The 26,174-nt window shown below is 43.0% G+C and carries 22 protein-coding genes and 2 pseudogenes; 2 read left to right on the forward strand and 22 right to left on the reverse strand.

The window, feature by feature from the left end; translation table 11 throughout:
* The 8 genes and pseudogenes from rsmA to metG form a co-directional block, all read right to left on the reverse strand.
* On the reverse strand, nucleotides 1-795 hold a 795-nt coding region (gene rsmA, locus UF75_RS11095; RefSeq protein ID WP_045574674.1), incomplete at its 3' end, for a 16S rRNA (adenine(1518)-N(6)/adenine(1519)-N(6))-dimethyltransferase RsmA.
* Nucleotides 779-1,336: a ribonuclease M5 gene (gene rnmV, locus UF75_RS11100; RefSeq protein WP_045574675.1), complete on the reverse strand. Its 558-nt coding sequence runs from the start codon at nucleotides 1,334-1,336 to the stop codon at nucleotides 779-781. The genes rsmA and rnmV, both read right to left, overlap by 17 nt.
* A gap of 214 nt (nucleotides 1,337-1,550) precedes the next feature.
* Entirely contained in the window at nucleotides 1,551-2,729 is a 1,179-nt protein-coding gene (locus tag UF75_RS11105; RefSeq protein ID WP_045574676.1) for a glycosyl hydrolase family 18 protein, read from the reverse strand.
* A 110-nt stretch (nucleotides 2,730-2,839) separates the two neighbouring features.
* On the reverse strand, nucleotides 2,840-3,553 hold the full coding sequence (locus tag UF75_RS11110; RefSeq protein ID WP_156146378.1) for an N-acetylmuramoyl-L-alanine amidase: 714 nt from the start codon (nucleotides 3,551-3,553) through the stop codon (nucleotides 2,840-2,842).
* 302 nt (nucleotides 3,554-3,855) lie between these two features.
* Nucleotides 3,856-5,028, reverse strand: a complete 1,173-nt coding sequence (locus UF75_RS11115) for a 3D domain-containing protein (RefSeq protein ID WP_045574677.1) — start codon at nucleotides 5,026-5,028, stop codon at nucleotides 3,856-3,858.
* 72 nt (nucleotides 5,029-5,100) lie between these two features.
* The gene (locus UF75_RS11120) at nucleotides 5,101-6,072 is read right to left on the reverse strand and encodes a 3D domain-containing protein (RefSeq protein WP_045574678.1); all 972 of its coding nucleotides are present in this window, start codon (nucleotides 6,070-6,072) and stop codon (nucleotides 5,101-5,103) included.
* Nucleotide 6,073: 1 nt separating this feature from the next.
* Nucleotides 6,074-6,898 (reverse strand): annotated as a pseudogene (locus UF75_RS11125) (TatD family hydrolase).
* Nucleotides 6,895-8,844 (reverse strand): methionine--tRNA ligase, encoded by a 1,950-nt coding sequence (metG, locus tag UF75_RS11130; RefSeq protein ID WP_045574679.1) that lies wholly within the window; start codon nucleotides 8,842-8,844, stop codon nucleotides 6,895-6,897. Before metG ends, UF75_RS11125 begins: the two are co-directional and overlap by 4 nt.
* Before the next feature lie 211 nt (nucleotides 8,845-9,055).
* Here metG and UF75_RS11135 point away from each other — a divergent pair, with 211 nt between their 5' ends.
* The gene (locus UF75_RS11135; protein WP_282433794.1) at nucleotides 9,056-9,340 is read left to right on the forward strand and encodes an AbrB/MazE/SpoVT family DNA-binding domain-containing protein; all 285 of its coding nucleotides are present in this window, start codon (nucleotides 9,056-9,058) and stop codon (nucleotides 9,338-9,340) included.
* A gap of 55 nt (nucleotides 9,341-9,395) precedes the next feature.
* On the forward strand, nucleotides 9,396-9,755 hold the full coding sequence (locus UF75_RS28205; protein ID WP_156146380.1) for a hypothetical protein: 360 nt from the start codon (nucleotides 9,396-9,398) through the stop codon (nucleotides 9,753-9,755).
* On the opposite strand, the gene rsmI is transcribed toward UF75_RS28205, so the two are convergent.
* From rsmI to dnaX, 14 genes and pseudogenes are all read right to left on the reverse strand, one after another.
* Complete coding sequence (rsmI, locus tag UF75_RS11140; RefSeq protein ID WP_156146382.1) at nucleotides 9,707-10,564, reverse strand: 16S rRNA (cytidine(1402)-2'-O)-methyltransferase; 858 nt, start codon at nucleotides 10,562-10,564, stop codon at nucleotides 9,707-9,709. The genes UF75_RS28205 and rsmI overlap by 49 nt on opposite strands.
* A 40-nt stretch (nucleotides 10,565-10,604) precedes the next feature.
* Nucleotides 10,605-10,910 (reverse strand): initiation control protein YabA, encoded by a 306-nt coding sequence (locus UF75_RS11145; protein WP_045574681.1) that lies wholly within the window; start codon nucleotides 10,908-10,910, stop codon nucleotides 10,605-10,607.
* Nucleotides 10,907-11,722, reverse strand: a complete 816-nt coding sequence (locus UF75_RS11150) for a stage 0 sporulation family protein (RefSeq protein WP_045574682.1) — start codon at nucleotides 11,720-11,722, stop codon at nucleotides 10,907-10,909. The genes UF75_RS11145 and UF75_RS11150 overlap by 4 nt, the downstream gene beginning before the upstream one ends.
* The gene (locus UF75_RS11155) at nucleotides 11,715-12,593 is read right to left on the reverse strand and encodes a DNA polymerase III subunit (RefSeq protein ID WP_045574683.1); all 879 of its coding nucleotides are present in this window, start codon (nucleotides 12,591-12,593) and stop codon (nucleotides 11,715-11,717) included. The genes UF75_RS11150 and UF75_RS11155 overlap by 8 nt, the downstream gene beginning before the upstream one ends.
* A 53-nt stretch (nucleotides 12,594-12,646) precedes the next feature.
* Nucleotides 12,647-14,068: an amino acid decarboxylase gene (locus UF75_RS11160; RefSeq protein ID WP_197079376.1), complete on the reverse strand. Its 1,422-nt coding sequence runs from the start codon at nucleotides 14,066-14,068 to the stop codon at nucleotides 12,647-12,649.
* A gap of 140 nt (nucleotides 14,069-14,208) precedes the next feature.
* Entirely contained in the window at nucleotides 14,209-14,475 is a 267-nt protein-coding gene (locus UF75_RS11165; RefSeq protein ID WP_045574685.1) for a sigma factor G inhibitor Gin, read from the reverse strand.
* 28 nt (nucleotides 14,476-14,503) lie between these two features.
* A complete protein-coding gene (locus tag UF75_RS11170) occupies nucleotides 14,504-15,730 on the reverse strand; it encodes a Ger(x)C family spore germination protein (RefSeq protein WP_045574686.1) in 1,227 nt (408 codons plus the stop codon).
* Nucleotides 15,730-16,820 (reverse strand): annotated as a pseudogene (locus UF75_RS11175) (endospore germination permease). The gene UF75_RS11170 and the pseudogene UF75_RS11175 overlap by 1 nt, the downstream one beginning before the upstream one ends.
* Nucleotides 16,820-18,400: a spore germination protein gene (locus UF75_RS11180; RefSeq protein ID WP_045574687.1), complete on the reverse strand. Its 1,581-nt coding sequence runs from the start codon at nucleotides 18,398-18,400 to the stop codon at nucleotides 16,820-16,822. The pseudogene UF75_RS11175 and the gene UF75_RS11180 overlap by 1 nt, the downstream one beginning before the upstream one ends.
* A gap of 706 nt (nucleotides 18,401-19,106) precedes the next feature.
* Complete coding sequence (locus UF75_RS11185; protein ID WP_045574688.1) at nucleotides 19,107-19,361, reverse strand: pro-sigmaK processing inhibitor BofA family protein; 255 nt, start codon at nucleotides 19,359-19,361, stop codon at nucleotides 19,107-19,109.
* 175 nt (nucleotides 19,362-19,536) lie between these two features.
* Entirely contained in the window at nucleotides 19,537-23,067 is a 3,531-nt protein-coding gene (gene nifJ / locus UF75_RS11190; RefSeq protein WP_045574689.1) for a pyruvate:ferredoxin (flavodoxin) oxidoreductase, read from the reverse strand.
* A gap of 369 nt (nucleotides 23,068-23,436) precedes the next feature.
* Nucleotides 23,437-24,033: a recombination mediator RecR gene (gene recR, locus UF75_RS11200; protein ID WP_045574691.1), complete on the reverse strand. Its 597-nt coding sequence runs from the start codon at nucleotides 24,031-24,033 to the stop codon at nucleotides 23,437-23,439.
* Nucleotides 24,034-24,040: 7 nt separating this feature from the next.
* The gene (locus UF75_RS11205) at nucleotides 24,041-24,370 is read right to left on the reverse strand and encodes a YbaB/EbfC family nucleoid-associated protein (protein WP_197079377.1); all 330 of its coding nucleotides are present in this window, start codon (nucleotides 24,368-24,370) and stop codon (nucleotides 24,041-24,043) included.
* A 134-nt stretch (nucleotides 24,371-24,504) separates the two neighbouring features.
* On the reverse strand, nucleotides 24,505-26,172 hold the full coding sequence (gene dnaX, locus UF75_RS11210; protein WP_045574692.1) for a DNA polymerase III subunit gamma/tau: 1,668 nt from the start codon (nucleotides 26,170-26,172) through the stop codon (nucleotides 24,505-24,507).
* Nucleotides 26,173-26,174 lie beyond the last annotated feature (2 nt).

The following is a 26,174-nucleotide window of genomic DNA, read 5'->3' on the forward strand; positions in this document are numbered from 1 at the left end:
TTCCTCAATACTTAACGTTTCTGCCCGCCGCCCTTCCGAGATCCCGACGCCTTGCATACGTTCAATAACATCTTCTTTTTTTAGCCCCAGACCACCCGTCAGAGAATTACTCAAAGTTTTCCTCCGCTGACTAAAGGCCGCTTTGACTACTCGAAAAAAATCATTCTTATTCACGTTAAATCCTGGGTAGGGACGCAGGTCCAGCCTAAGCACGGACGAGGTTACCTTAGGTGATGGCCGAAATGCACTCGGTAAGACATCGGTCACTTTGGTTACCTTAGCAGAAATCTGTACCGCAATAGACAAAATACCATAGGTTTTACTTCCCGGTGGTGCTGCAATTCGATCAGCTACTTCTTTCTGAATCATAATCGTCATTCCGCTTAATCGATCAGCTTGCTCAAGAAAATGCATGATGAGTGGACTCGTAATATAATAGGGCAGATTCCCTACTAAATATCCTAATTGATCTCCCCATAAGTCCTTCAGATTTAGCTTTAAAGCATCTTGATGAACAATCTCTATGGGAAGCCCTTTTAACTCCCTGTTTAAAATTTCAATTTTTTGATTATCTAACTCAACTGCCCACATCTTTGGTACTTTTGGAGCTAAGACCCGTGTTAATACCCCGAGACCAGGCCCGATCTCTACAAGCGGAACATCCGGCTGTAAAGTAGTGGCAGAGACAATACGTTCAATCACATCATCACTCATTAAAAAAACTTGGCCCATCGATTTATGGGCACGTGCTCCACCTTTTAGGAGTCGTTGTGTATAGTTAGCTGCGTTTTCCATGCTGAACCTCCTCTACGGCTTGTAGGAAAACTTCACGTGAAATTCCAAAACGGTTTAGACGATGAAGAAATTGTTTCGCATTAGTATCCCCGATCCCCAGCTTGCGCCCTATCGCAACCCTATATTCGCTTGCATTTTCTGTACCCGCGAGACCCGTTACAAACAAATCCTCTATCGTAAATTTCTCACTGTCAGTGGGAATCTCTTGCTCTTGTTGAATATGGGCAAAAGCGCGTCGGATTTCTTGTAATGCAGCATTTTCAACGCCAATATCCCCATCTTTTGTCGCAATTTTCCTTGTTAAGTAAGTATGTTTAGCCTTCGGGACATAAGCCCTAATACGATTGCGAATCTGCTCTCCCACTGTATCTGGATCTGTAAAAACAATTACACCCTGACGATCTGCCATTTCCGCAATATAATCTAGCTTCTTCTTCGTTAGCCCGTATCCATCGGTCCAGAGGACATCAACTTTCCCTAGGGCTTGACGAACTGCATGAGCATCATTTTTTCCTTCGACCACAATTAATTCTTTGATCATCCTTCGATTCCTCCGCTTTCAACTCCTATCTTAACCGAGAATGTCCCAATACTCAAATCGTCGGATAAAAACTTGGCTATAAGGACACTTGGCCATCCTTGACTAGCGGTCGCCTTTGTACCTGAAACTTATGTTTTCTGATCGTAAAGTTAAAGGACGAAAGAATGATTCTTTCGTCCTTTAATAGGTTACTCAATTTTAAGAGCTAAACAGTTTATTTCTTTTCCCTTGTTTCTTTATTGGTCCCGTACGTTCTTATAAGCTGATCCCAAATCGCAGGATCCTCCATTCCTAAACGCCAAACCGCAACTCCATGTAATTTGTATTTGAGCGCATTATCCATTTTGGCTCTTAAGCTAGCAATATTCTCAAAATAGACTTCATGGCGTATCCCATTTGCAGTATAGACAAATTGGGGTACCTTTGCATTGGGATCAGTAACAATTTCGACGCCATGCTTCTTAGCCCGTTCCAACGTTTGGGCATATGATAAATAATCTGGCATGGTCGGTTTGTTTGTTCCCCAATCGAAGGAATAAACTGGGAGACCCATTACAATCTTTTCTTTAGGAATTTTCCCTACTGCAAATTTGATCACTCGATCCACCCATCCTTCTGAGGCTACAGGCCCTTGGGTGGTTCCCAGTCCGTGTTCATCATAGGTCATTAGAATAATTTGGTCTGCTGCTTTACCAATCGCGGCATAATCATAAGCTCCTGACCATAGATCTGAAGGATAATCCACAAACTTTGCCGGAATTGAAATGTTCAAGACTTTGTCTTTAGCCTTTAAGGCCTTAGCAAGTTCACTAACAAACGCGGAGAAATTGTTGCGGTCTCCAGGTGGTGCTTTTTCGATGTCCACTGAAATACCATCCCAACCATCTTTTGTCGTCAGGTTGACAAGGTTTGTCACCAAATTTGCTCTAATCCCAGAATTAGATAGAACCTTGTGAGCCAAATTCGCATCAAAGCCGACTGTACCTGTTAAATTCATATTATGCACCAAGGCATAGGCTTTGGATCCATTTTTTTGAGCTGCCTCTTTGATACTTAAATCAACTTTGCCGCTCGGCTTAACCTTGCCTGTTGCATCAAATGCGTACCAGAAAAAGGCTACTTCATCCAATAGCTTAGCATTTTTAAGCATTGTTTCTTTTGAACCAGGTACTGGACCTTCTGGGTCAGTATAAAATCCCATAACTACTCGTTTTTCAGGTCCTAATACAGATTCCCGCGTTGCTCCTGCCTCTGCCTCAGGAAGCTTTGTATTTTGTGTTGTTTGCTGCGGGTTTTGGTTTTGGGGAGGATTAGGAGGTGGTACATTCGTACATCCTGTCAAGGTAAGGCCCAAAATTAAGGCACTACTCATAAATGTCAGAAACCGTTTCATGCTGCGCTTCAACTCCTTAATCTAGATTCGGTGACTGACTTTATTTTCCCCGCTTCAAATAAGGTTATGTATCTAAATGATTTTCGTAATATATATCCTTTAGAAGTGAATTATGGAAGCTCAAAATAATTAGCAATTCCTTTTGAAATGGCACGCGCTAACTGCTCTTGATACCAAGTTTGTTGCAATTTTTTTTGTTCCTTCACACTTGACAAATATCCAACTTCCACGATAACCGCTGGCATACTCGTGTTTTTAATGACGTAAAAATCACCGGGTTTTGCAATTCTACGATTCATCCCTGATATTTTAATCAATTCTTGTTGTATTAATTCAGCTAACCTTTTTCCAGATTCAGATTTGTAATGATAAAACGTTTCCGCTCCTGAATTACGACCCGCTGTCGTAGCATTAACATGCAAACTGACAAATATATCAGCTTTCTCCTTACTTGCCATATCAATGCGGTAATTCAGGTCAATTTGCTTTTTAGTCGTTTTGCCCTTGACTCCATCAGGAACAAAATCCATATCCTCTTCCCGCGTAAGAAAAACCTTAACCCCACTTGGACGAATCATTTCTTTAACCATATTGGCAACTTGAAGATTAATTGCTTTTTCGTAAACACCCTTAGACGAAATGGCCCCTGGATCATACCCCCCATGTCCAGGATCAAGGATCACTACAAAATCCTTCCCTAGCGGACTAACAACAGCGGTAGAACCCTGCCAAAATACAGAGAAGATTAACATCCCCATTACACCTAGGACAAGAACTATAGCTGCCTTTTTACCCAGCATTTGTTGAGACCCTCGTACCATCATCCAGCACTCCTCTGCTTTATGGTTCTAATAAAGAGTATGTGCCGAGAAATGAGGTTAGACTTTTTCGTATTTCAGGGAACCTAGCCCCAAGCGCTGGCCATGACTCGAACAAGGATGTTCGAGGGTTAGAGCGATCATGGATGGCAAGGCGCCGTGATGGCCGAGTGACCCTGTAGCCATGACTTGAACAGGACGTTCGAGATTAGAACGCCGCCATGGACGGCTAGGCGCCGTGACGGCGAGAAGGGACCGTATAAAAAAGGTGACTTCACTTCCGTGAAGCCACCTTTTTTAAAAACAATCTATTGGACATAGACCAAAACATTACGTACACCCCACGATAATGCTTCCTGATCCGAGTTCATGTAAAGGTCAATACGATTACCCCGGATAGCCCCTCCAGTATCTAGAGCATGTGCAGAGCCATACCCTTCAACATATACCTTTTGACCCAAAGGGATAACCTTGGGATCGACAGCAACAATCCCTGAGCTGACCGCTACCCCAGTTGCGGTGGTCCCCCCAGGTGAACAGTAGGCGGAAGCTTTCATAACGTAGGCTCGCTTAAAATAGATCGTGCTCCCCCCCCGCGAAATAGACGTTTGCGCACCGCGAGAAACCACTTGATTGATAGGGGCCCTGACCACTCTTTGACCAAGTATCTCTCGATCAACCTCTTTGCCATCCTCTAGGGTAAGTCGAACGGTCTGTTCTTGAGCTCCATTGGAACCACGACTAACCAGTTTGTCTGGTAATCCAACTGGAAAATCCGCTGCCTGTGCAACTGTTTGATAGGGAATCTCACTCTTGACAGTTTCAATTCTCTCAGTAACTCTCACCACATTCAACTGGTCATTTGGTTCTAACATGTGCTCTAATGCTAATGATATCTTATCTTTAGCGCCTAGGGTGATGCCTAGCTTCTCAAGTGCCTCTGCTACAGACCGTGGTGCAATATAGGTTTCCGATTTCTTGCCATCCGCATTTACGATAATAGGGATTGCCTTACGCACTTTAATTTCCATCTGGCTTGTAACCTCTTCAAAACGCGAAACATTCACTTCGTCAACCTCTTTAACCTCAATACCATATCTCCCAGCTAATTCGGTGATAGCGTCTCCTACGGTCTTAGCGGCTGTTCGTGTCGAGAACGTTTGGTCATTGACCGAGAACTGGACTGGTAAACTTTTGGTGACTTCTACGGCTAATCCTTTGGTAACCATTGTTTCACGTGAAGGAATTACGATATCTTCAGGATAAAACTTTATTTTCGAATGGGAAAGCGCCTGGCCAACGGTCCCGAAGATTGTAGTAATATAAACAGGTTCTCCGTTAATAGTGACATTAATAGTTTTCATATTGTAAAAAAGAGCTCCAGTGGCAATCAAGAAAATTACCAATCCGGCAACGACCATTTGGGCAATACGAGACGTACGAACTAAGACAAAAGTCTGAGTTCGAGTAAACTGAAACATTGAATCCCTCCAAAAAGCTAATAACAACTTCATTTTAATGGATAAGTAGTCAGTTGTCAAAATAAATTTCCATTATATGGGGTTTAGGATATGGATGCGCACAGGTTTTCGACCCCAATCTATACACTGACGCAGAGTACCAAAGAACACATCAATTCGATTTCCAAGTATAGCTCCTCCTGTATCTGCTGCAATAGCGTACCCATACCCTTCAACATAGACCTTACTCCCCATCGCAATGATTTTTGGATCAACTGCAATCAGGCCTTCCCTCGGTGGGACTCCCGTGGCAGTGTTACTTCCAGTATACGTATAAGCAGTAGCCTCAACGTTGAATGTTTTACTTATCTTAAAATTGGTTAAATCAATCGGTTGACTTTCAATATTCCCTGGCTTAGGAGTTTGGACAATTATTTTTTTGGGGGGAATTGGTTTTGAGTTTTGAATTATTATTTCCTTCTTTGGACTTTTAAGTTCGTAGCTAGATTTGACTTGCTGATCAACGGGTTGTCCATCAACTTCGAAGGTTTTAATGACCTGACGCAAAACCCCCACTTCTCCTTTTTCTTGAGTTTGACTCATACCAGGGAGAAGTGTTTCCGACTCAACATATTGGGTTTCAAAGGGAATCCCTTTCTCCAAGACTGTAATATTAGTAGTTGTTGTTGTCGTTTTATGCTCGGCCCCTTCGTTTGGAATACCTTGGTCCGAAGAATCCTTGCTACTTGCTTTTTGTTTAACTCCTTCTTGATCGGTGAATTCCTGATTATTTAGACCAAGATTACTGATTCCGCGACTGACCAGTTTCTCACCTAGTGGTCTTCTGTTAGCTAGACCCCAATTTACGCCCTGCCCATGAATGTTTAAACTAGCCACGCTTGTACCCTGCAGGGAATGCATTTGCATTATTTGAGGAATATCTGGGACCTTAAAGGTTGAGTAACGCGTACCCGCTGCAAACACAGCTAAGCCGCCTAAGTACGAACTCCATTGCTTGGTTCTTCGCCAATAATCGGAATAAGTAGTTATCGGTAGCGAATACATTTTATCCCTCCTTAATAAACTCTATGAAGTAAACAAAAAAAAGGAACTGTGTCACAGTTCTTTTAGTTAGACTTAAAAATGGTTTTTGAATTACGCATGGTTTGCTCAGCAATATCTTCAAAAGAAACGTTTCTAATTTCGGCTATTTTATGCACAATTTCCACCACATATGTCGGTTCATTGCGCTTTCCACGTCGAGGTTCAGGTGTCAAATAAGGAGAATCGGTCTCGACTAGGATTCGGTCTAACGGAGCCTGTTTTGCCACCTCAACCGTTTGGCGAGCGTTTTTATAGGTTACTGGTCCGGCAAACGACAAATAGAACCCCATGTTCAAGAGAACCTTTGCCATTTCCCAAGATCCCGAATAGCAATGAAATATTCCGCCGTATTGAGGGGGGTAGTTTTAATTATCTCTAGAACATCCTGATGTGCATCACGATTGTGAATGACAATAGGCAAGCCCACCTCATTAGCCAATTTAATTTGTTGGATAAACACCTCTTTTTGAATCAGCCGTGGGGACAGATCGCGATAATAGTCCAACCCGATCTCGCCCCAAGCCAACACCTTGGACTTTTTTACTAACTCTAAAAGCCTTTCCCAAGTGTCATCGTTAGCCTCTTCAGCATTGTGAGGGTGTACTCCAATTGCAGCGTAAATAAAATCATAGTCTTGTGCCAATTTAACAGACCGCTCAGATGAAGGCAGATCATAGCCTACATTCGTCATCCGAGAAATACCAGATGATTTCATACGCTCTACTACTTCAAGAAAATCTTCCTTATAGACGAGATCGTCTAAGTGTGCGTGAGTATCCCAAATCATTTAACCCTCGCTCCTCCGGGAAGATCCTTCTTCACGGTAAGAACCTCCAAAATTTCCCCATGCGAAGCAGCTAATATCATACCTTGAGATGTGATTCCCCTTAACTTGGTGGGTTTTAAATTAGCCACTAAGACAACATATTGGTTAATAAGATCTTCGGGTACATAGTGTTTGGCGATACCGGAAACCACTGTGCGTACCTCTCCAGCCACTTCGATTTCCAACTTTAAAAGTTTATCCGTCTTCTCCACTTTTTCCGCACTTAAAACCTTTCCAACCCGTAAATCAAGCTTGGCAAATTCATCGATACTAATTTCATCTTTTATCGGCTCAAATTCTGGGGTCTGAATAGGTTCTATCGTTTCCTTTGGAGCATGCTCTTGGTCCACTGTTTCTATCTCCCCTACTGTCGCATATTGCGAAATATCAATTCTCGGAAAAAGTGGTTCTCCCTTTTGGACATGCGTGCCATGCTTCAGGATACCCCATTGATCTGCTTCATTCCAATGGATGAGACCCTCGTCATACCCTAGAAGCCTACAAACCTTGGATGGTAGGCCCGGCATAAACGGGGCCGTCAAGACTGCCAGGATTCGTATCGATTCCACAAAAGTATAAAGCACCGTATCTAAGCGCCCCTGCTGATCCTGTTGTTTGGCGAGCGCCCAGGGGGCTGTCTCATCAACATACTTGTTGCACCGTGCTACAAACCGCCAAATGTGTTCAAGCGCACTAGCTGGATCACATCGATTGAGGCTCTCTTCAACAGATTTTTTTACCTCTTGACTCAATGCTTTTAATTCCCGCTCCAAGTCTCCATCTTGTCCTGGCTTTGGTATAATCCCCTCCCTGAACTTAACAACCATTGCCAAACTCCGAGATATGAAATTACCAAAATCATTGGCCAAATCGCTGTTTAGACGTTCTACCACGTTATCCTCGGAATACGTACCATCTGTTCCTACTTGCATTTCTCGCAATAAAAAATAACGGATAGCATCTGAACCATATCTCTGAATCAGTTCAAAAGAATCTTGGACATTCCCGCGAGATTTAGATATTTTCCCACCATCTTTGGTTAAATACCAACCATGGCCATAAATTACTTTTGGTAAGGGGATGTCTAAAGCCATAAGAATAATCGGCCAAATCACAGCGTGAAAACGCACTATATCTTTCCCCATAATGTGGACATCTGCAGGCCAGAACTTTTGATAATTCTCTCCATCAGGATAGCCAAGCGCAGAAATATAATTGATTAGAGCATCCAGCCAAACATATACAACGTGTTTTGGATCAAAAGGAACTTTAATACCCCATTGAAAGGTGGTACGCGAAACACAAAGATCTTCTAAACCACCTTCAATAAACCGTAACATCTCATTGCGACGGGAAACCGGTTGAATAAATTCTGGATGATCTTCAATATATTGATGCAAGGCCTCCTGATACTTTGAAAGACGAAAAAAGTAGCTTTCTTCCTTTAGTAATTCCACGTCTCGACCGCAATCTGCATTAGGACATTTTTGATCAATTAGTTTGTTTTCCATCCAAAACGTTTCACAAGGAGTACAATACCACCCAGAATACTCCGACTTGTAGATGTCCCCTTTTTCAAATAGTTTGGTAAAAATCTTTTGCACAACTATTTGATGACGTTGCTCAGTCGTTCGAATAAAGTCATCATTCGAAATATCCAAGGCACTCCATAATTCTTTAAAACGTTCTACGACACCATCGACATAAACCTTAGGGTCCATCTGATGTGCTTCAGCAGTACGAACTATTTTCTGAGCATTTTCGTCCGTACCCGTTAAAAAATAAACTTGATCCCCAATCAATCTATGATAACGGGCCAGTGCATCCGCAGCGACCGTGGTATAAGCGGTACCAATATGAGGACTCGAATTAGGATAAAAAATAGGAGTTGTTATATAATATTTCACCGTTACCTCTCCTTATCATTTTTATTTATAGAACAGTTCATATTTGTCAAGTATATCCACTATTAAGATTTTGTATGAGCAAACTAAGGTTATATAGCTGGAAAATTATTATCAGGAAATCTTTCAAAAAAAGTGGTTGACTTTATATGGAACGATTGGTATCATAAGTCTGTAGTTTTCTGTCGAATGTTGTTGTAAGGGGAGTGAGGGAATAATGATGAAATCAACGGGAATCGTAAGAAAAGTAGATGAACTGGGTCGTATTGTTTTACCCATAGAGCTTAGACGCACTTTAGGTATTGACGAGAAGGACGCTCTGGAAATCTATGTAGACCAAGAAAAAATCATTCTTAAAAAGTATGAGCCTGCTTGTGTATTTTGTGGTAATGCCAGTAACAACCAAATGTTCCTCGGCAAGAATGTCTGCCGCGAATGTGCAGTCGCAATGAGCGAAAATTTAGCTAGTACTGTCGAATCAAATTCAAAGGCTGTTTAGTGGTTGTATCAATACTTAGCTAGCATCCAACTAGAAATGTGCATAATTAAATTCAATGGGAAGGCCTACAGAGGCCTTCTTTTTTATACTAGTCACGGCATCTTGCCATCCTTATCGATGCTCTAATCTCGTACATCCTTGTTCGAGTCTTGGCTACGGGGACACTTGGCCGTCACGGCGCCTAGCCATCCATGGCGTCGCTCTAACCTCGAACATCCTTGTTCGAGTCATGGCCTGCGGTCCCTTCTCGCCGTCCATGGCTACAGGGACACTTGGCCGTCCATGGCCTGCGGTCCCTTCTCGCCGTCCATGGCTACAGGGACACTTGGCCGTCCATGGCCTGCGGTCCCCTCTCGCCATCCTTGGCTACGGGGACACTTGGCCATCCTTGGCCTGCGCGTCGAGGAGAGCTTGATAGATTTGTTGTTTTTTTACTCCATGGCGTTTGGCTACGTCTTTCATAGCATCCATTTTACTTAACCCTTGGTCAATCCTCTCCTGGACCTCTGAGCACCATTCTTTTGGGCTTCCTAATAGTTTTACCGGAACATACGGGGCTAAGATGATGCAACACTCTCCACGTGGAGTAGTTTGTCCAAACTCTTTTATGAGCTCTAAAACGGTTCCTCTGTGCACTTGCTGATGTAACTTGGTTAGTTCTCGTACTACCGCTGCCTCACGTTCCCCAAAATATTCTGCCATCCCTTGTAGCGTCGCCACCAAGCGATGAGGAGCTTCATAAAATATCTGGGTTTGGGGAAGATTTGCCAGTGGTTCCAGACTGCGTTTCCTGGCCCCTGTTGTAATAGGTAGAAATCCGTGAAATGAAAAATGTTCGGCAGGCATTCCAGATAAGACCAAGGCTGTAAGGGCGGCATTGGGGCCAGGCAAAACGTCAACTGGAATAGCCTCATCAAAACAAAGCCGAATGACTTCATTTCCAGGGTCAGAAATTCCTGGTAAGCCTGCATCAGATATAAGTGCAATGGTTAAACCGCTTTTAAGTTTCTCTACTAATTCTAGAGATTTCTTCTTTTCATTGTGTTCGTGATAACTAATCATGTGGGTAGTAATCTGATAATGCTGTAAAAGCTTTCGTGAATGACGAGTATCCTCAGCAGCAATCAAATCCACTTCCCGCAACGTATCCAAAACCCTTAAGGTGATATCTCCCAAATTTCCAATGGGTGTTGCGCATACATATAATGTACCCTTAGCCAACAATTCCTTCGACTCCTCGTTTTCCAAGTATCCCAATTCCTCGTTAATCTTTCCTTAAAAAGCCCATACAAAATAGGCAATCCCCTTCTAACAATTGCCCAAAATGGAGATGGCAAACGTGGAAACCTTCTTGGTACAGGCGGACAAGATTATCATGGGCCACTCCTTGGATGTGTTCAGCATTGGCAATAACTCGTTCAGTTTCTTTTTCCGGAAGAGTCCATTCCCGCTTCAACTTAATATTTTCGTCCTCTATCGCTTGAACATAAGGTTTTAAACGATTAACTTCTTCAAGAAGAGAACGCAATTTCTCTTCGACTTCTGTCAAGGCCTGGGTCAATTGACTCATACTTTCTCACTCTTTCCTTTTGGCCTTTCCCCTTTCCTATTGCGTTGCTGTCTCCCGTCAGGTTTGGAAGAGAAAGCGGTGTCCGCGCGAGGATTCTGTTCATCATCGATGACTTCCATGCTTTTGTCTACCTCTTGGGCATTATGTCGTGAACAATGCTCTTTATCATCAGATCTATAACAGCCATTTTCATACTTAAGACAGCACATAAGACGACCACAAATCCCAGAGATTTTAGTTGGATTAAGAGAGAGCTTTTGGTCTTTCGCCATCCGTATCGAGACTGGTTCAAAATCTCCCAAAAAGGAGGTACAGCAAAGAATCCGGCCACAAGACCCAACTCCCCCAAGCATTTTGGCTTCATCGCGTACCCCGATTTGACGGAGCTCAATGCGTGTCCTGAAAATTGCTGCTAAGTCCTTCACCAATTCCCTGAAATCAACCCGTCCCTCTGCCGTAAAGGAAAAAATGATCTTATTCCCATCAAACGTGTATTCAACATCCACCAATTTCATTGGCAAATGATGTTCAGAAATCTTCTTTAAGCAGATTTGAAAGGCTTCTCTTTCTTTTGCTTTGTTTTGTTCAACAAAATGTTCATCCGCAGCCGTTGCCTTACGCATAACTTGTTTCAACGGTAAAACTACCTCCTGATCGGGAACCTGACGAGAGGGGATTACCAATTCCCCAAATTCAATACCCCTTGCTGTCTCAACGATCACATTATCAAATGCAGCCAGTTCAAGGTCTCCCGGGGAGAAATAATAAATTTTCCCGGCGTGTTTAAATCGAACGCCCACAATCTCAATCACAGAAATCCCCCCCTTGTTGAAATAATTCTAAAGCTAACACTTCAATTACTAACCTCGGATTTACTTGTTGTCTTAGTACATCAACTGCATTCCCAATCGCCAAAAGCTCATAAGGTCGGGTCGTGCCCTTTTTAATTCCTTCTTGGGCTTGTACAGCCATGACCTGCAGATAAAGGTTCGCTTGATTCTTATCGATCGGGAAAAGAGCAAAGAGTTTTAGAAAATTTCGTTCTTGGATAGCGGTCCTAAACTTCCCTAGCCATTCTTGCAGGGTCTGCACTCCGTGTTTTAAAATATCAGTTGCCAGATTCTGATTTTCTCCACTGAGCTGAAAGGCTTGAATTGCCTCATGACGCTTATCTTCTTCCACTCCCTCTAACCAAGCCTGTTCAGAAAGATTGGGAAAATAAACGAGCTGTGCTCGACTGTGGATTGTAGGCAAAACCCCTTCAGCGTTATCAGCACTTAATATAATAACGGTTCGCTCCGGTGGTTCCTCGATAACCTTCAACAGAGAATTGGCCGCCGGAATCGTCAAAGCCTCGGCATGTTCAATAATAGATACTTTATAAATCCCCTCGTAATGCTTAAGATATACTTTTTCTTGCCACTTAAGGACCTGCTCAATCCCGATGGTTGTCTTTAGCGGTTTTAGCCATAAAATATCTGGATGATTTCCATTCAAAATTTTACGACAAGAGGAACATACTTGACACGGCCCCTCAGGAATTGGCTGACTGCAGTTCAATATTTGCGCTAAGCGGAGAGCCACCTCCCGTTGATAGAGCAAACTTTCTCCATGAAACAATAAGAGATGCGCTAAGCGCCTTTCACGGGCTGCCTTCTCTAAATGTTCTAGTTGTCGTTTCATAGCGTGGTATCAACACCCTTGCCCGGGACAATTGGGATCACCCTCTTCATCCTTTAATCCTCCTCGACAATCCAGATAGTTTGATTTTTAAAACCGTCCCACCCTTGCCAACGTCCCTCTCCCGCAGTCATTAACCGTTCCAAAACTTCTTGGGTCATTTGTTCGCCCATAACGACCACTGGTATTCCTGGTGGATAAGGTGAGATCGTTTCCCCTACAATATGACCCAAGCTCTCTCTAAGGGGGACTTGACATTTACGGGCGAAAAAAGCCTCCCGTGGGGAAAGAATCGGACGAGGTAAAGGAAGAACTTTAGGTTCCAAGCTTGTTTCTCGTTTTAAGCTGTTTTGAGCAATTGAAGGAGCGAAATGGATAAAACTTTCTAACCCCTTCGTAAGCCTTCGGATATCCTCAGGTGTATTTCCAATCCCTAACATAAATAGGATGTTTTCAGAATCCCATAACTCCGGTTCAATTCCAAAGTTCTCTCTGAGGTATTCCACACAGCGCGGGGCTGGAATACCTAGTGGCAAAGTATTAATAAGGATTTTTGACCAATCCAAAGAATGAATGCCATAAGTCCCGACATCTTCTTCAGAGAGAACGCGAAAACTCATGCTTACCTTCCTATGAAGTTCATCGACTGCTTCTCGTAGGCACTCCCACCGCCGAATATCTAAAGCGAATTCTCCAGCCCGCTCTAGCGAGGCAAGCAATAAATAACTCGGGCTTGAGGATTGTAGCAACTCTAAACTTTGCCTTAAGCGAGTACGGGAGATCCTCCCCCCTTGAACATGTAGCATGGCGGACTGAGTCAAGGCGCTTAAGGTCTTATGAGAACTATGTAAGACAAGGTCTGCTCCAACCTTTAATGCACTCGCTGGAAATAACGAGCCAAGGTAATGCGAGCCATGCGCTTGATCTACTAGCATAGGTGTCTCCGATCCCAAACGCGTTCTTTCATCTAGCAACTGACTTAAATCAAAGCCTGTTCCGTAATAACTGGGATAGGTGACATGACAGGCAGATAACCCTTGCCATGAAATCTGTTGCTTCTTCACCTCAAGCCCTAAAGGAAGATTAAAATCCGGATGAACGATCGGTAACAAATAGTCAGGTTTTAAACCACTTAACACTAGTCCGGACATAACGGAACGATGAGAGCTTCTTTCCACGGCGACTTTTTTTTCTGCAGTGTCTTCCAAGGCTAAAAACATCGCTTGATTTCCAACTGTTCCCCCATTAATTAGAAAAAAGGTTTCCTCAGCTCCGAAAATCTCTGCTGTCCGCCTTTGAGCCTTTGCAATAATCCCGCTTGGTGAATGAAGCATGTCAAGACCTGGAAGTTCAGTTAGGTCAAACCCTTGAAAATCTAGGCCATTAAAAAACTCCTGTCGACCTTTATGGCCAGGAGTATGGAAAGAGCAAAATCCTTGTTGATGGTAATGGCTCAATCTCTCTCCAAGATCACCCACCGAATGAAGACCCTCCATTCACCAGACTTTTTTTCTTAGAATATAACTAACACATGGTATTCCCTATAGTTTAACATGAAATAGGTATTTTTTCATCCTCAATGGATAATCTGTTTGCAGGGGCGATTCATACATTGCCCCTACAGATAAAAAATCCCTTTTATTAAAAATAAAAACTCTTGATATTCTGGTGAGTCTTGCTCTGCCGTAAATAGTTCCTGCTGGCAATCCGAACAAAAGAACATTCCCTGAACTCGAAAACCATCATATAGGCCCTCTTTTGGCACCTGAGCACAGCGATAACAAACTGGGAGAATCTTACCCCCGTTGACAATAACGGTCTGGTCTTTCCCAGCTTCTTGAATTTCTGACGTATTTTTAGTATAGCTCTCAAACGTTTTAATCATTATTATACCCCCTAAGTTACTCCTATCCCTATTCTTGCCCCTCTCCTGTTGAATTAACCGCACTGCTACTTGACATTCCAGAATGATGAACCGTGACTTGTACCTCTAGAGAAATCGGGAAATTCTTGATTTCCTCCTCCCAATGATCCTTTATCGTCTTCCAATACGCTGGATTTCTTTGTTCAATGTGCCGTCCAATCCCCAGAAAATCGAGGCCTAACTCTCGTTGCTTTTTAATCGAACTCTCACATTCTTTCTCAATAACCTTGGCAAAGCTCTTTTCTGCCCCTTTCACAAGTTCCACCCACTCCGGCTCTGACAGCTGTTCCTTTAGGTCCAGAATTTCATCAACAGCAATACTAGCTTTAATCAGGTATTGTAACTCTATTTTTCCGTTATTATCTTTCACTTTGTACTTTGTGGTGGATTTTAGTACTTGCCCTGCAAACTTAACCCCATTTTCCTTGAGGTCTACCGTGTTAATAAAACGATGTATAACGTTGTTCTCCAACCACATATACCCTTTGGTTTCCTCGTCTGTCAGGAAATCCACCAAGCGATCTCCACGTAAAACTCCCGCACCTTGTATCTGGATCTCTCCAGCTTCATCCTTTCCCTCTGGTTTGTATTCAATGCCCTCCCCTGGTTTTACACTCTCGAGCATCGGGAGAATTGGTGCCGTAATTTTTGTACTCAGGATTGTAAGGTAATGCCCTAACCTGACCGTCGGGAAGCTCGATATTTCATCCCCACTTTCAATGATATTTTTAATAGCCATAGCTGGTAATAGCCCAGAGCGCAATTTTAAATTTAAGATGTCCTGAGCCTTCCCTTTAGCTAAAACTAGGTACATTGACCGACGAAATTCAGAAAAACGTTGTGCGAAATCCAACATATCATTAAAACCGCCAGCTTTTGCTACGTCCTCGCCAATAATTATCACCTTCAGTGAACCCATAAAAGGGCTTCGATAGGTGACTTTAGAAATCTTTTCAATAGCTTCCCTGCCACTTGAAGCCTCTATGCTAAATGTCCGGTCCTCAACCTCTGCCCCGCCTGAACCTCCCTTTTTAGGCTTTGAAAATTGATGTGTAATTAGAAAAGTGCCCGGTTTTTCCCCGAGATCAATCCCTGCGCCCAATAAAGGGGCTAATTCCTCCACCTCTCGCTTTCCCCAGCATCCAGTTAAAAGCAAAATGCAGGCAATTGAGATCAATACCATTCCTATTTTGCGTTTGCGATTATTGCGTTTCATTAAACACCAGTTCCCTTCTTCCAGCGCGAGACCCCCCAAAGGGTAAGGATCCAAATGGATGTAAAAGGCAAAATGAGATAATTGTCAATGTTACCAATTTCCATAATTAAAGAAGGACCTCTTGTAAACTTAAAAGCGATCCCCAGAAATACGACTCCCACTGCGAGGTTCCACTTTGGCCCCTTCAAGCCAAAGACGGTTTCTAAGCCCCAAGTCACTGTAAAAAAGAAGGCACTGATCTTTATTACCAAAGCCCCAAACCAAACCCCCACAAATAGGGATTCAACTCCAGCAACTGTTCGGCTTACTTCCACCAACTTCCCTAATACAAGTAAACCATAGACCAAACGGATAGTTTCTGCTGGTCCAAAAACTAGTATTTGCATTAAGACCACCAACATGTCCAGAATTCCAACCAAAAAAATTGCTCTCCAAACCCCTTTCTTTAATTGACCAAGCTCTAGTTTATCGGTAGGTAGAAAAGAAAGGAGCCCTACTAAAAAGAGAATATATTCCATAACAAAGGGTAGTACTTTGATTCCCCCCAAATGAGCGGTTTTATTCCCTCACTCAAAATAGGCATAAGTTCTCCTTGTTCCATCCGCTGTATGGAGAGTCCTAGATTTAGGATCAATACGATTACAATGAGAGGAAAGAGTACTTCGGAAAAACGCGCAAACACTTCGATCCCAGACCATACCAAGTAGAAAACGAGTAAAATTCCTCCGAGGTAGAACATCCCGATGGGGGTTAGTGGCATAATCGTAGTCTGATAGATATCTCCAACTTGGCCCAGCAACAGCCCGCCAAAGTAACCCGTGATTGAAATATAAAGAACCCCGATCATCTTTCCGATCCATTTTCCAAACAGTGTTTCCGAGACCTGTAATAAATTTTTGCGTGGATACTGTTCTAGAAGCGAAACTACCATTAAACCGTAAGGAATTCCCACGGCTAAGCCTGGTAGGACGCTCATCCAGCCATCCCGTCCACCGACTTCGGTAACCATCGATGCTACAGGGAGAAACGTTGTACCCAGTAGTACGGCTGACCCTAAGGTCATGAATTGATGTGGCGAGATTCTTTCCATTATTTTGTTTTTCCTTTCCCTCCCGAACGGGGTTCCTCGACGTCGATCAGTTGAGGACGACGCTTCAACGCCCACCATGGTGCCCGAACGAACGTATCTTGCAACAAGGCCCGAATACGCAGCGGAGCTATTGGACTAGTATATGGCACTCCAAACGAACGAAGACCTAGCAGGTGAATTAAGATCACATAAAGACCTACGGTGACCCCGAAAAAACCAAGAATACCCGCCAAAATCATCAGCGGGAATCGAATGAGCCGAACAGCAAGACTCAAATCGAAGGTTGGAATTGCATAACTAGCTACAGCCGTCAATCCAATGATGATAACCATCAGTGGGCTGACCAAGCTGGCCTTCACCGCTGCATCTCCGATGACCAGTGCCCCTACAATTCCAATCGTCGATCCAATCGGTTTTGGTAAGCGGAGCCCCGCTTCCTGCAATATTTCTAAAACGACCGTCATCGTTAGGGCCTCTAAAAGAGCTGGAAAGGGCACTCCTTGCCGGCCTGCTGATATGCTCAACAGAAGATCTGTCGGTATTATTTCCTGATGAAACGTCGTCACTGCAATATAGACGCTAGGGGCCACGAAGGCTACAAATGCTCCTACATACCGAACAAAGCGAGAAAGGATTGCAACCATAGCCCGTTGATAGTAGTCTTCATTCACATTTAAAAATTGCGTCAATACTGCTGGCACCACAAGGACAATGGGGGTTCCGTCGACAATAATGCCCACTTTCCCTTCCAGAAGCTTTCCAGCCAGAACATCTGGTCGCTCCGTAAAAGAGATTTGAGGAAAGGGCGAATAAGGATTATCCTCAATCATTTCCTCGATATATCCATTCCCTAGCATGCCATCCATCTTAATTTTGCTCAGCCTCCTGAAAACTTCGGAGACGATATCCGGACTTGCTATTTTCTCAATATAGGTAACGACAAGATCGGTATTCGTCATGTCTCCAAGTTTTAAAGAGATGATTCGCAAGGAGGGATGTTTGATCTTGCGCCGCAAAAGTGAGGTATTAATTCGAAGTGTTTCCGAAAATCCCTCACGTGGACCTTTGACAATTGACTCCGTGATCGGTTCAGTAACGCCGCGATTAGCCCATCCCCTGGCACCGATAACAATAGCCTCCGTCAAGTCGCCGAAGAAAATGACTGAATCACCGGAAAGAATGGCATCTACTGCATCTCCCATTTTGGATATTTTCTTTATCTCTAGACCGGGCAGTAGACTCTGGATTGTTATATCCACAACATTTGATAATTTCACTTGTGCTAGTTCTGGATGTCCAGGCAAATCCACCATTAGAGGTTTGAGAATAAATTGGTCCAGTAGATTTTTATCTACCAGTCCATCCACCGCAACCACCATACAGGGTATACGTTCTTTCCCTTGGAGGGAAAACTCTCGGAACACGACATCGCTACTCTTGGATAAGATCTCCTTTACCTTTTTTCCAGATAAAGGATTTTTCAAATCCTCGTCAAACGAATACGAGGGAGACTTCCGTATCTTTCGCTCTCCCTTCGGGCGAATGGTAAGTTCTTTGATCATTTTCATCCAACTAGGCATTGTTGTCTCCTCCGATCTAGCTTATTTTGTCCGACAACGAGTTGATTATTCGCCAGTCCTTGGTTCACTTCTCTACTCCGCAAAACAGAACCCCCTTCCGCCCCATTTTTCGATAAGAATACGATGATTAAATGGAAGGGCCCTTCGGAACGTAATAATTTCTAAAATGGACCAATCTGTATACTTACAGCTTAGTACAAAAAAAGCGCTCCTTTAACTATAATTAAAGTAAACGCCGTTCGTAGTAAAGTTGTAGTTTACTCAAATACCTTTCAGTCTTCATCCCGATTTCCTGTTTGTTTATACAATCGATCCATGATTACTACTGATAGATACATCCAAAAAATTGATACGGTAAAAACTAACAGGATCCAACCTTCTTTAATCCAAATTTAATTTAGCTTAAACCCAATATAATAAACCGTATAAAGTATGATTATAGCCAAGGCCTTCCATAACAATTCAAGTGCACGGTTCACTGCACATTCGCTTTTTCCACTGGCATATTCACCAACATAAGCTTCCACAATTCGTTTCAGAGTCTCACCCCTTTTATATTATTTGAATAGCCTGGCCGATAAACGGCGCCGTTATAAAGGTGCGCACGGGGAACTACTTTTAAATAGTTCCCCGTGCGCACTTTCAGTATACTCTTTACTCAATTCTTTCGTAATATTGAATACTTCTATCTCGATTTAGAAAAAGATTAAATCCCCATAAACTGTAAGACTGATAAGGCCAAAACACCGGGTAATCCTAAAAATCCAACTAGTAGAATAGTAAAGAAGTTAATTGGGACTTCTAAACCAAAGACACTTAAAAGAAAATTACAAAGCCAAAGTCCTACGATTCCACCTAAAATATGGATCATCGCCTTAAAAACGACTCGAGGTTGTCCCAATGAGGAACGAACAACAACTACTAATAAAATTATGAAAAGTCCTAAAAAAACAAAGGTCATGAAAATCCTCCTTTGCCTAAAACATAGTACAGCCTATGCACATAAGTACAAAGTAGAACCATCTTGTCCTTTCCGATAGAAACTTTCTTGAACCTGCTAGTTCGTAGGGAGGTATTCCTGACGCTAAAAAAGAGAGCAGGCTAACCTGCTCTCTTCCGCGTTAAGATCTATTTTTTTAGTCCCACTTTTGGTCAGCTAAACGTTTGTAGGACTCATAACGTACCTTCGCGTACTTTTCTGCACCGACGAAAAGTTCCTCAGCACTATCTGGGAAGGTGTTCAAAAGGGAAGAATAACGAACTTCGCCCATGATGAACTCGCGGAAGGATTCACTTGGTTCTTTGGAATCAAGGCTAAATGGATTCTTGCCTTGATCGATCAAATCTGGATTGAAGTGATATAGATGCCAGTAACCAGCGTCCACCGCTTTCTTCTGCTCTTGTACACTCTTGGTCATCCCAACCTTAAGTCCATGATTGATACAAGGTGCATAAGCGATAATCAAAGAAGGTCCTTTGTAAGCTTCTGCTTCTTTAATAACCTTGATCGTTTGAGCCATGTTAGAACCTAAAGCAATCTGCGCAACATAAACATATCCATAACTCATCGCGATCATTCCTAGGTCTTTCTTACGGATCTTCTTACCTGCAGCGGCAAATTTAGCGACCGCTGCTCTCGGAGTAGATTTGGAGGATTGTCCTCCAGTATTGGAGTAAACCTCGGTATCCATAACAAAGATGTTTACATCGTCTCCAGATGCTAGGACATGATCCAAGCCTCCGAATCCAATATCATAAGCCCAGCCGTCCCCACCGAGAATCCACTGAGATTTTTTGATCAAATGATCTTTCTTAGTTAGGATTTCTGCGAGGACTTTGTTATCCCCTACATACCCTTTTAGTCCTGCAAGAATCTTTGCTGAAGCGGCTTTAGAAGCGTCAGCATCATCCCAACCAGTAATCCACTCCTGGAATGCTTCTTTCAACTCGGTACTAATCTCCATCTCAAGGGCTTGCTTCATTAAACTCACAAGTTTTTCACGTTGTTGACGGACACCCAAGTACATACCATAACCGAACTCGGCGTTGTCTTCAAACAAGGAGTTAGCCCAACTGGGTCCTTTGCCTTCCTGATTAGTGGTATATGGAATTGAAGGAGCACTGCCACCCCAGATGGAGCTACAGCCAGTAGCATTGGAAATCATCATGCGATCGCCATATAGTTGAGTAATCAGTTTGACGTAGGCAGTCTCGCCGCATCCTGGGCAGGCACCATTGAACTCTAATAACGGTTGCGCAAACTGACTACCTTTTACAGTTGTGACGTCAAAGAGTTTGCTCTTATTTTTTAAGGTTACAGCAAATTCCCAGTTCTTAGCTTGTTGTTCCATTTGTTCAGCTGCCGATTTCATGATCAGTGCTTTACCTTTAGCTGGACAAACTTCAGCACAGTTTCCACAACCAGTGCAATCCAACGTACTAACTTGCATACGGAATTGCAGGCCTGCTGCTTCTTTACCAATCGCTTTCTTACCCACAAAGGTTTCAGGAGCATTTTTTGCTTCTTCTTCGTTGATTAAGAACGGGCGAATCGCTGCATGCGGACAAACATAAGAACATTGGTTACATTGGATACAATTTTCGATCTGCCATTCTGGAACGATAACAGCAATACCACGTTTTTCGAAACTAGCAGTTCCCACTGGGAAAGTTCCATCTTCACGACCTGTGAACGCGCTTACCGGGAGGCTATCTCCCTCTAACGCATTCATAGGGCGAAGAATGTTCTTGATGAAATCCGGTTCTTCAACAGCCGCGGCAGCCTGTGTTTGCGCGTTGTCCGCATTTCCCCAAGCAGCCGGCACTTCTACCTTGACTAGGGAAGATACACCGAGATCAATCGCTGCAATATTCATATCAACGATGTTCTGACCCTTTTTACCATAGGTTTTTACAACCGATGCTTTTAAATAATCAACAGCCTCTTGGACAGGAATCACGTTGGCAAGTTTAAAGAAAGCTGCTTGCATGATCATGTTAATGCGGGAACCTAGACCGATTTTACGAGCAATTGATACCGCATCAATAATATAGAAGTTAGCTTTGGTTTTAGCTAGGGCTTGTTTCATGGAAGCAGGAAGCTTTTCATTCAGTTCTTCTGCAGTCCACTGGCAATTCAAGACAAAGTTGCCACCTTGTTTAAGGCCTTTTAAGAGGTCATATTGGTAAACATAGGTTTGGTTATGGCAAGCAATGTAATTCGTGCCTGTCACGTAATAAGGAGATTTAATTTGCTTTTTCCCAAAGCGAAGATGGGAAACCGTAATTCCACCGGATTTTTTACTGTCATATTGGAAATAAGCTTGGGCATACAGTTTTGTGTGATCCCCAATAATCTTAATGGCTTGTTTATTAGCACCGACTGTACCGTCAGCACCGAGGCCCCAGAATTTGCAGGAAATTGTCCCTTCTGGAGCAGTGTCAATAATTTCATCCTCAGCCAAGGATTTATAGGTTACATCGTCCACAATACCAATGGTAAAGCCATTTTTGGGACTTTCAGACTTAAGGTTTTTATAAACAGCCAGGACTTGAGAAGGCGTCGTGTCTTTCGAGCCTAACCCATAACGACCGCCGACGATCACGGGTTTCAAATCGCTGGAGTAGAAAATATCCTTCACATCAAGATAAAGTGGTTCTCCATTAGCACCGGGTTCTTTGGTACGTTCAAGAACTGCAATTTTCTTAACAGTTTTAGGTAATACCTTAAAGAAGTAATCACTCGAGAACGGACGATATAAGTGAACCTTAACGACACCAACTTTTTCCCCTTTGGCAACGAGATAGTCGATGGTTTCTTCAATCGTGTCACATATGGAACCCATGGCGACAATGACATACTCTGCATCGTCTGCACCATAATATTGGAACGGATGATATTCACGACCAGTAAGTTTTTTATATTCTTGCATATAATGTTCGACCATGTCAGGTATAACATCATAGAACCGATTGGAAGCTTCTCGGCCTTGGAAGTAGACATCCGGATTTTGAGCCGTTCCTCGAAGGACTGGATGTTCTGGATTCAAAGAGCCATCACGGAAGGCTTGGACTGCCTCCATATCTAAAAGTTGGGCGATTTCTTCATATTCTGGAACTTCAATTTTTTGAATTTCATGAGAGGTCCGGAATCCATCAAAGAAATGGAGGAAAGGAATTCTTGATTTAACTGTTGCAAGGTGGGAAATGAAGCCCAGATCTAAAGCTTCTTGCACATTATGAGAGGAAAGCTGAGCAAAACCCGTGGCGCGTACGGACATAACGTCCTGATGGTCACCAAAGATTGACAAAGCATGAGTTGCCAAGGCACGGGCACTTACATGAAATACGCACGGTAAAAGTTCACCGGCAATTTTATACATGTTAGGAATCATTAAAAGTAAGCCTTGTGAAGCTGTATAAGTAGTCGTTAAAGCCCCTGCCTGAAGGGAACCATGTACTGCGCCAGCAGCCCCAGCCTCAGATTGCATCTCAACAACTTTAACTGTTTGCCCAAAAACGTTTTTCCTACCATGAGCAGCCCATTCGTCAACTAATTCTGCCATTGTTGAAGAGGGTGTGATGGGGAAGATAGTGGCGACTTCTGTAAACGCATATGAGGCGTGAGCCGCCGCTTCGTTACCATCCATAGTTTTCATCTTGGCCATTAATTTTCTCCTCCTAATCATGTGATTAATTTAATTTTCCGGACCCCTTATTGTGTAAATAAACTATTTATGGCAACTCCAATCTTTATTTCCCAAACAAGTTCAGGAAATAAAGTTTGGAAAAAATGAAAGAATTTTTGTATAATTACCATAAAAATAGACTGAGGGAACTTATTTAGGTCAAGCCCAAATAGTTCCCTTTCGACAACTTTAGTATACCCTCTAATTGTTATACCCGTCAACAATTAAATTTATGGGTAAGTGCAATCCTCAAATTCCAAAAAATTTTAGGATTTCATAAACTGCAATGCCATTAGGGTTAAACTTCTTGGTGATCCCATATTAATGGTAGTTTCATTTTTTATTTAGCTATAATTGTCGGCGACCTTCTAGAGCCCTAGCAATCGTCACCTCATCCGTATATTCTAAGTCTCCACCTACAGGTAGCCCATGGGCAATCCGAGATACTATTATTCCCATGGGTTTTAGCAAACGTGCTAAATAAAGGGCCGTTGCCTCCCCCTCAACGGTTGGATTCATGGCCATAACTACTTCTCTCACTCCATCTAAACGTCTTAAGAGCTGTTTGATGGTTAACTGCTCTGGGCCAATTCCGTCCATTGGGGAAAGGACCCCATGCAGTACATGATAAAGTCCTTTAAATTCCTTCGTTTTTTCCAGCGAAACTACATCTCTGGGATGTTCAACGACGCAAAGTGATGTTTGATCTCTTTGTGAATTATCACAGAGCGCACAGGGCTCTTGATCTGTAAAATTAGAACAAATAGAACACTTTTTAATATCTCGATTTGCTACAACAATAGCCCGTGCTAAATCCTCTGAAACTTGGGGCTGTTGTAGTAAGTAAAATGAAAGGCGTCCCGCCGTTTTGGGGCCAATCCCCGGCAAACGGGCTAAGCTACTGATAAGCTCTGCCAAAGGCTGTGGATATTGTAAGAAATCCATAGATCACCTAGAACAATCCGGGGATCTTTAAGCCGCCGGTTAGTTTACCCATCTCTTGACTAGCCATTTCCTGAGCTTTTCTTAGCCCTTCATTTAATGCCGCTTTAATAAGATCCTCCAGCATTTCCACATCCTCGGGGTCAACTGCCTCAGGCTTAATTTTTATATCGACTAATTCCATTTTTCCACTAACTACAACTTGAACCATTCCACCGCCTGAAGAGGCATCCACCGTCTTAGTAAGAAGTTCTTCTTGAACCTTCGCCATATCCTCTTGCATCTTTTGAGCTTGCTTCAACATTTGACTCATATTACCACCCATGCCACCGCCACCCATTCCTTTAAAACCTGCCAATTTTAACACATCCAATCTTTGTTATTCCTAAGCTTTATACTCTCATCAGTTTTATCCACTTCCAAGACTTCCAACGGTCATAGACGACCCAGTGTCGCTAAAGTCAAGACTCAAGTTCACTCCCTCACCACGACAAGATCTGGGCCGAACATGTCTTTAGCTTTGTTTATCAAAGCTTGCTCCTGACTTTTCAAGTCTTGGCTTTCTGTTGTCTCCCTAATTTGAAATTCGTTTTCCATGAGATTTTGTAAGGTCAAGGAAGTACCGAATAAACGCTTTAAAACATCCTCGATGGTCTGCCGATTTTCCACTTGATTGACTTTGTCCCTATGAAAGGAACAACCTTCGCGAAAGAGGATCGTCAGGACTTCGCCATTAAGTTGAACTGGTTTCCCTTCCATCAAAAAGGCCTGAGTCGATTTTTTAAGTTTTTTTACCTGGTCTAAAACTTCAGCCCAGCGCTCTTGAATTCCCTCAATAGAAAGGTTTTGTTCAGCTTCTTGGGCAGTGTTCCCAGAATCCACAGTTTTTACTTCTATATTAGCAGTCCTTTGAGGTTGAAGTGGAGCCTTCGGAATTGACCGATTCAATTTCGAACTGACCGGGGGGGACCCTTCAGCTATTCCCCCTAGGGCAGAACTTTGAAGCTGGTGCTCAATTATAGATAACCTCTTTAATATCTCATCCTGCCCATCAATCGCGGAAGGTTGACTATCGTGAATGGTCTGTACTAGTAAAAGTTCGGCTGCCAACCGGGCGTTTGACGCATATTTAAGTTGCCCCTCTCCTTGTAGTAACACAGATATCCAGCGCAACAAGCGCGGAATTCCGATTTCTTCACTTTGTTTGACCAAACGATCCTGAATATGAAGTGCTACCATAGGGGGGTTCCCCGTTGACGCCGTCAACAACATTTGGCGCAGATAATCAAGCAACTCTCGGATGATCTGTCGAGGGTCTCGCCCTTGCTGAATCCCTTCGGATAAAAGGTTTAAACTTTTTCCATAGTCAGAGGAAAGACATACTTCCACTAACTCAGCACTATATGTCTCGCCTACCATGCCTAATACCAAATAAACTTCTTCTACACCAATTGGATCCTCCTGAAGCAGACATTGGTCTAAAATGCTCAAAGCGTCGCGAAGCCCTCCTTCTGACTTCTGAGCAATAATCAAAAGGGCACTCGGTTCAACCTGCCTCCCTAAAGACGTACACACTTCAAGTAAACGTTTTTGGATATTTTCAACTGAGATTCGATGAAATTCAAAGCGTTGTACCCTTGAAAGGATTGTCAAAGGAATTTTTTGAACCTCTGTCGTAGCTAAAATAAAGATAACTTGTTGTGGAGGCTCTTCCAGGGTCTTTAGTAGAGCATTGAACGCCTCCGGAGTTAACATATGTACTTCGTCGATAATATAAACCTTATGTTTTCCTTGGGTTGAGCTTAACTTTATATTTTCACGTAAATCACGAATCTCACCGATACCTCGATTTGATGCAGCATCGATCTCAAAAACCTCCATGGCTGAACCATGGTCAATACTTGTACAAGAAGCGCAATGATTACAAGGCTCTATTCCTTGTAACTGTTCACAATTTAATGCCTTCGCTAAAATTTTGGCAGCGGTGGTTTTCCCGGTACCTCTTGGCCCACTAAATAAATAGGCATGTGCTATCTTCTCTTGTTTAAGCGCATTTACTAAAGTCTTCGTAATATGGTCTTGTCCTACGATGTCTTTGAACATTCTAGGGCGCCATTCACGATAAAGTGCCAAATAAGCCATAC

This window comes from Desulfosporosinus sp. I2 (assembly GCF_000960765.1).
Lineage (GTDB): Bacteria > Bacillota > Desulfitobacteriia > Desulfitobacteriales > Desulfitobacteriaceae > Desulfosporosinus.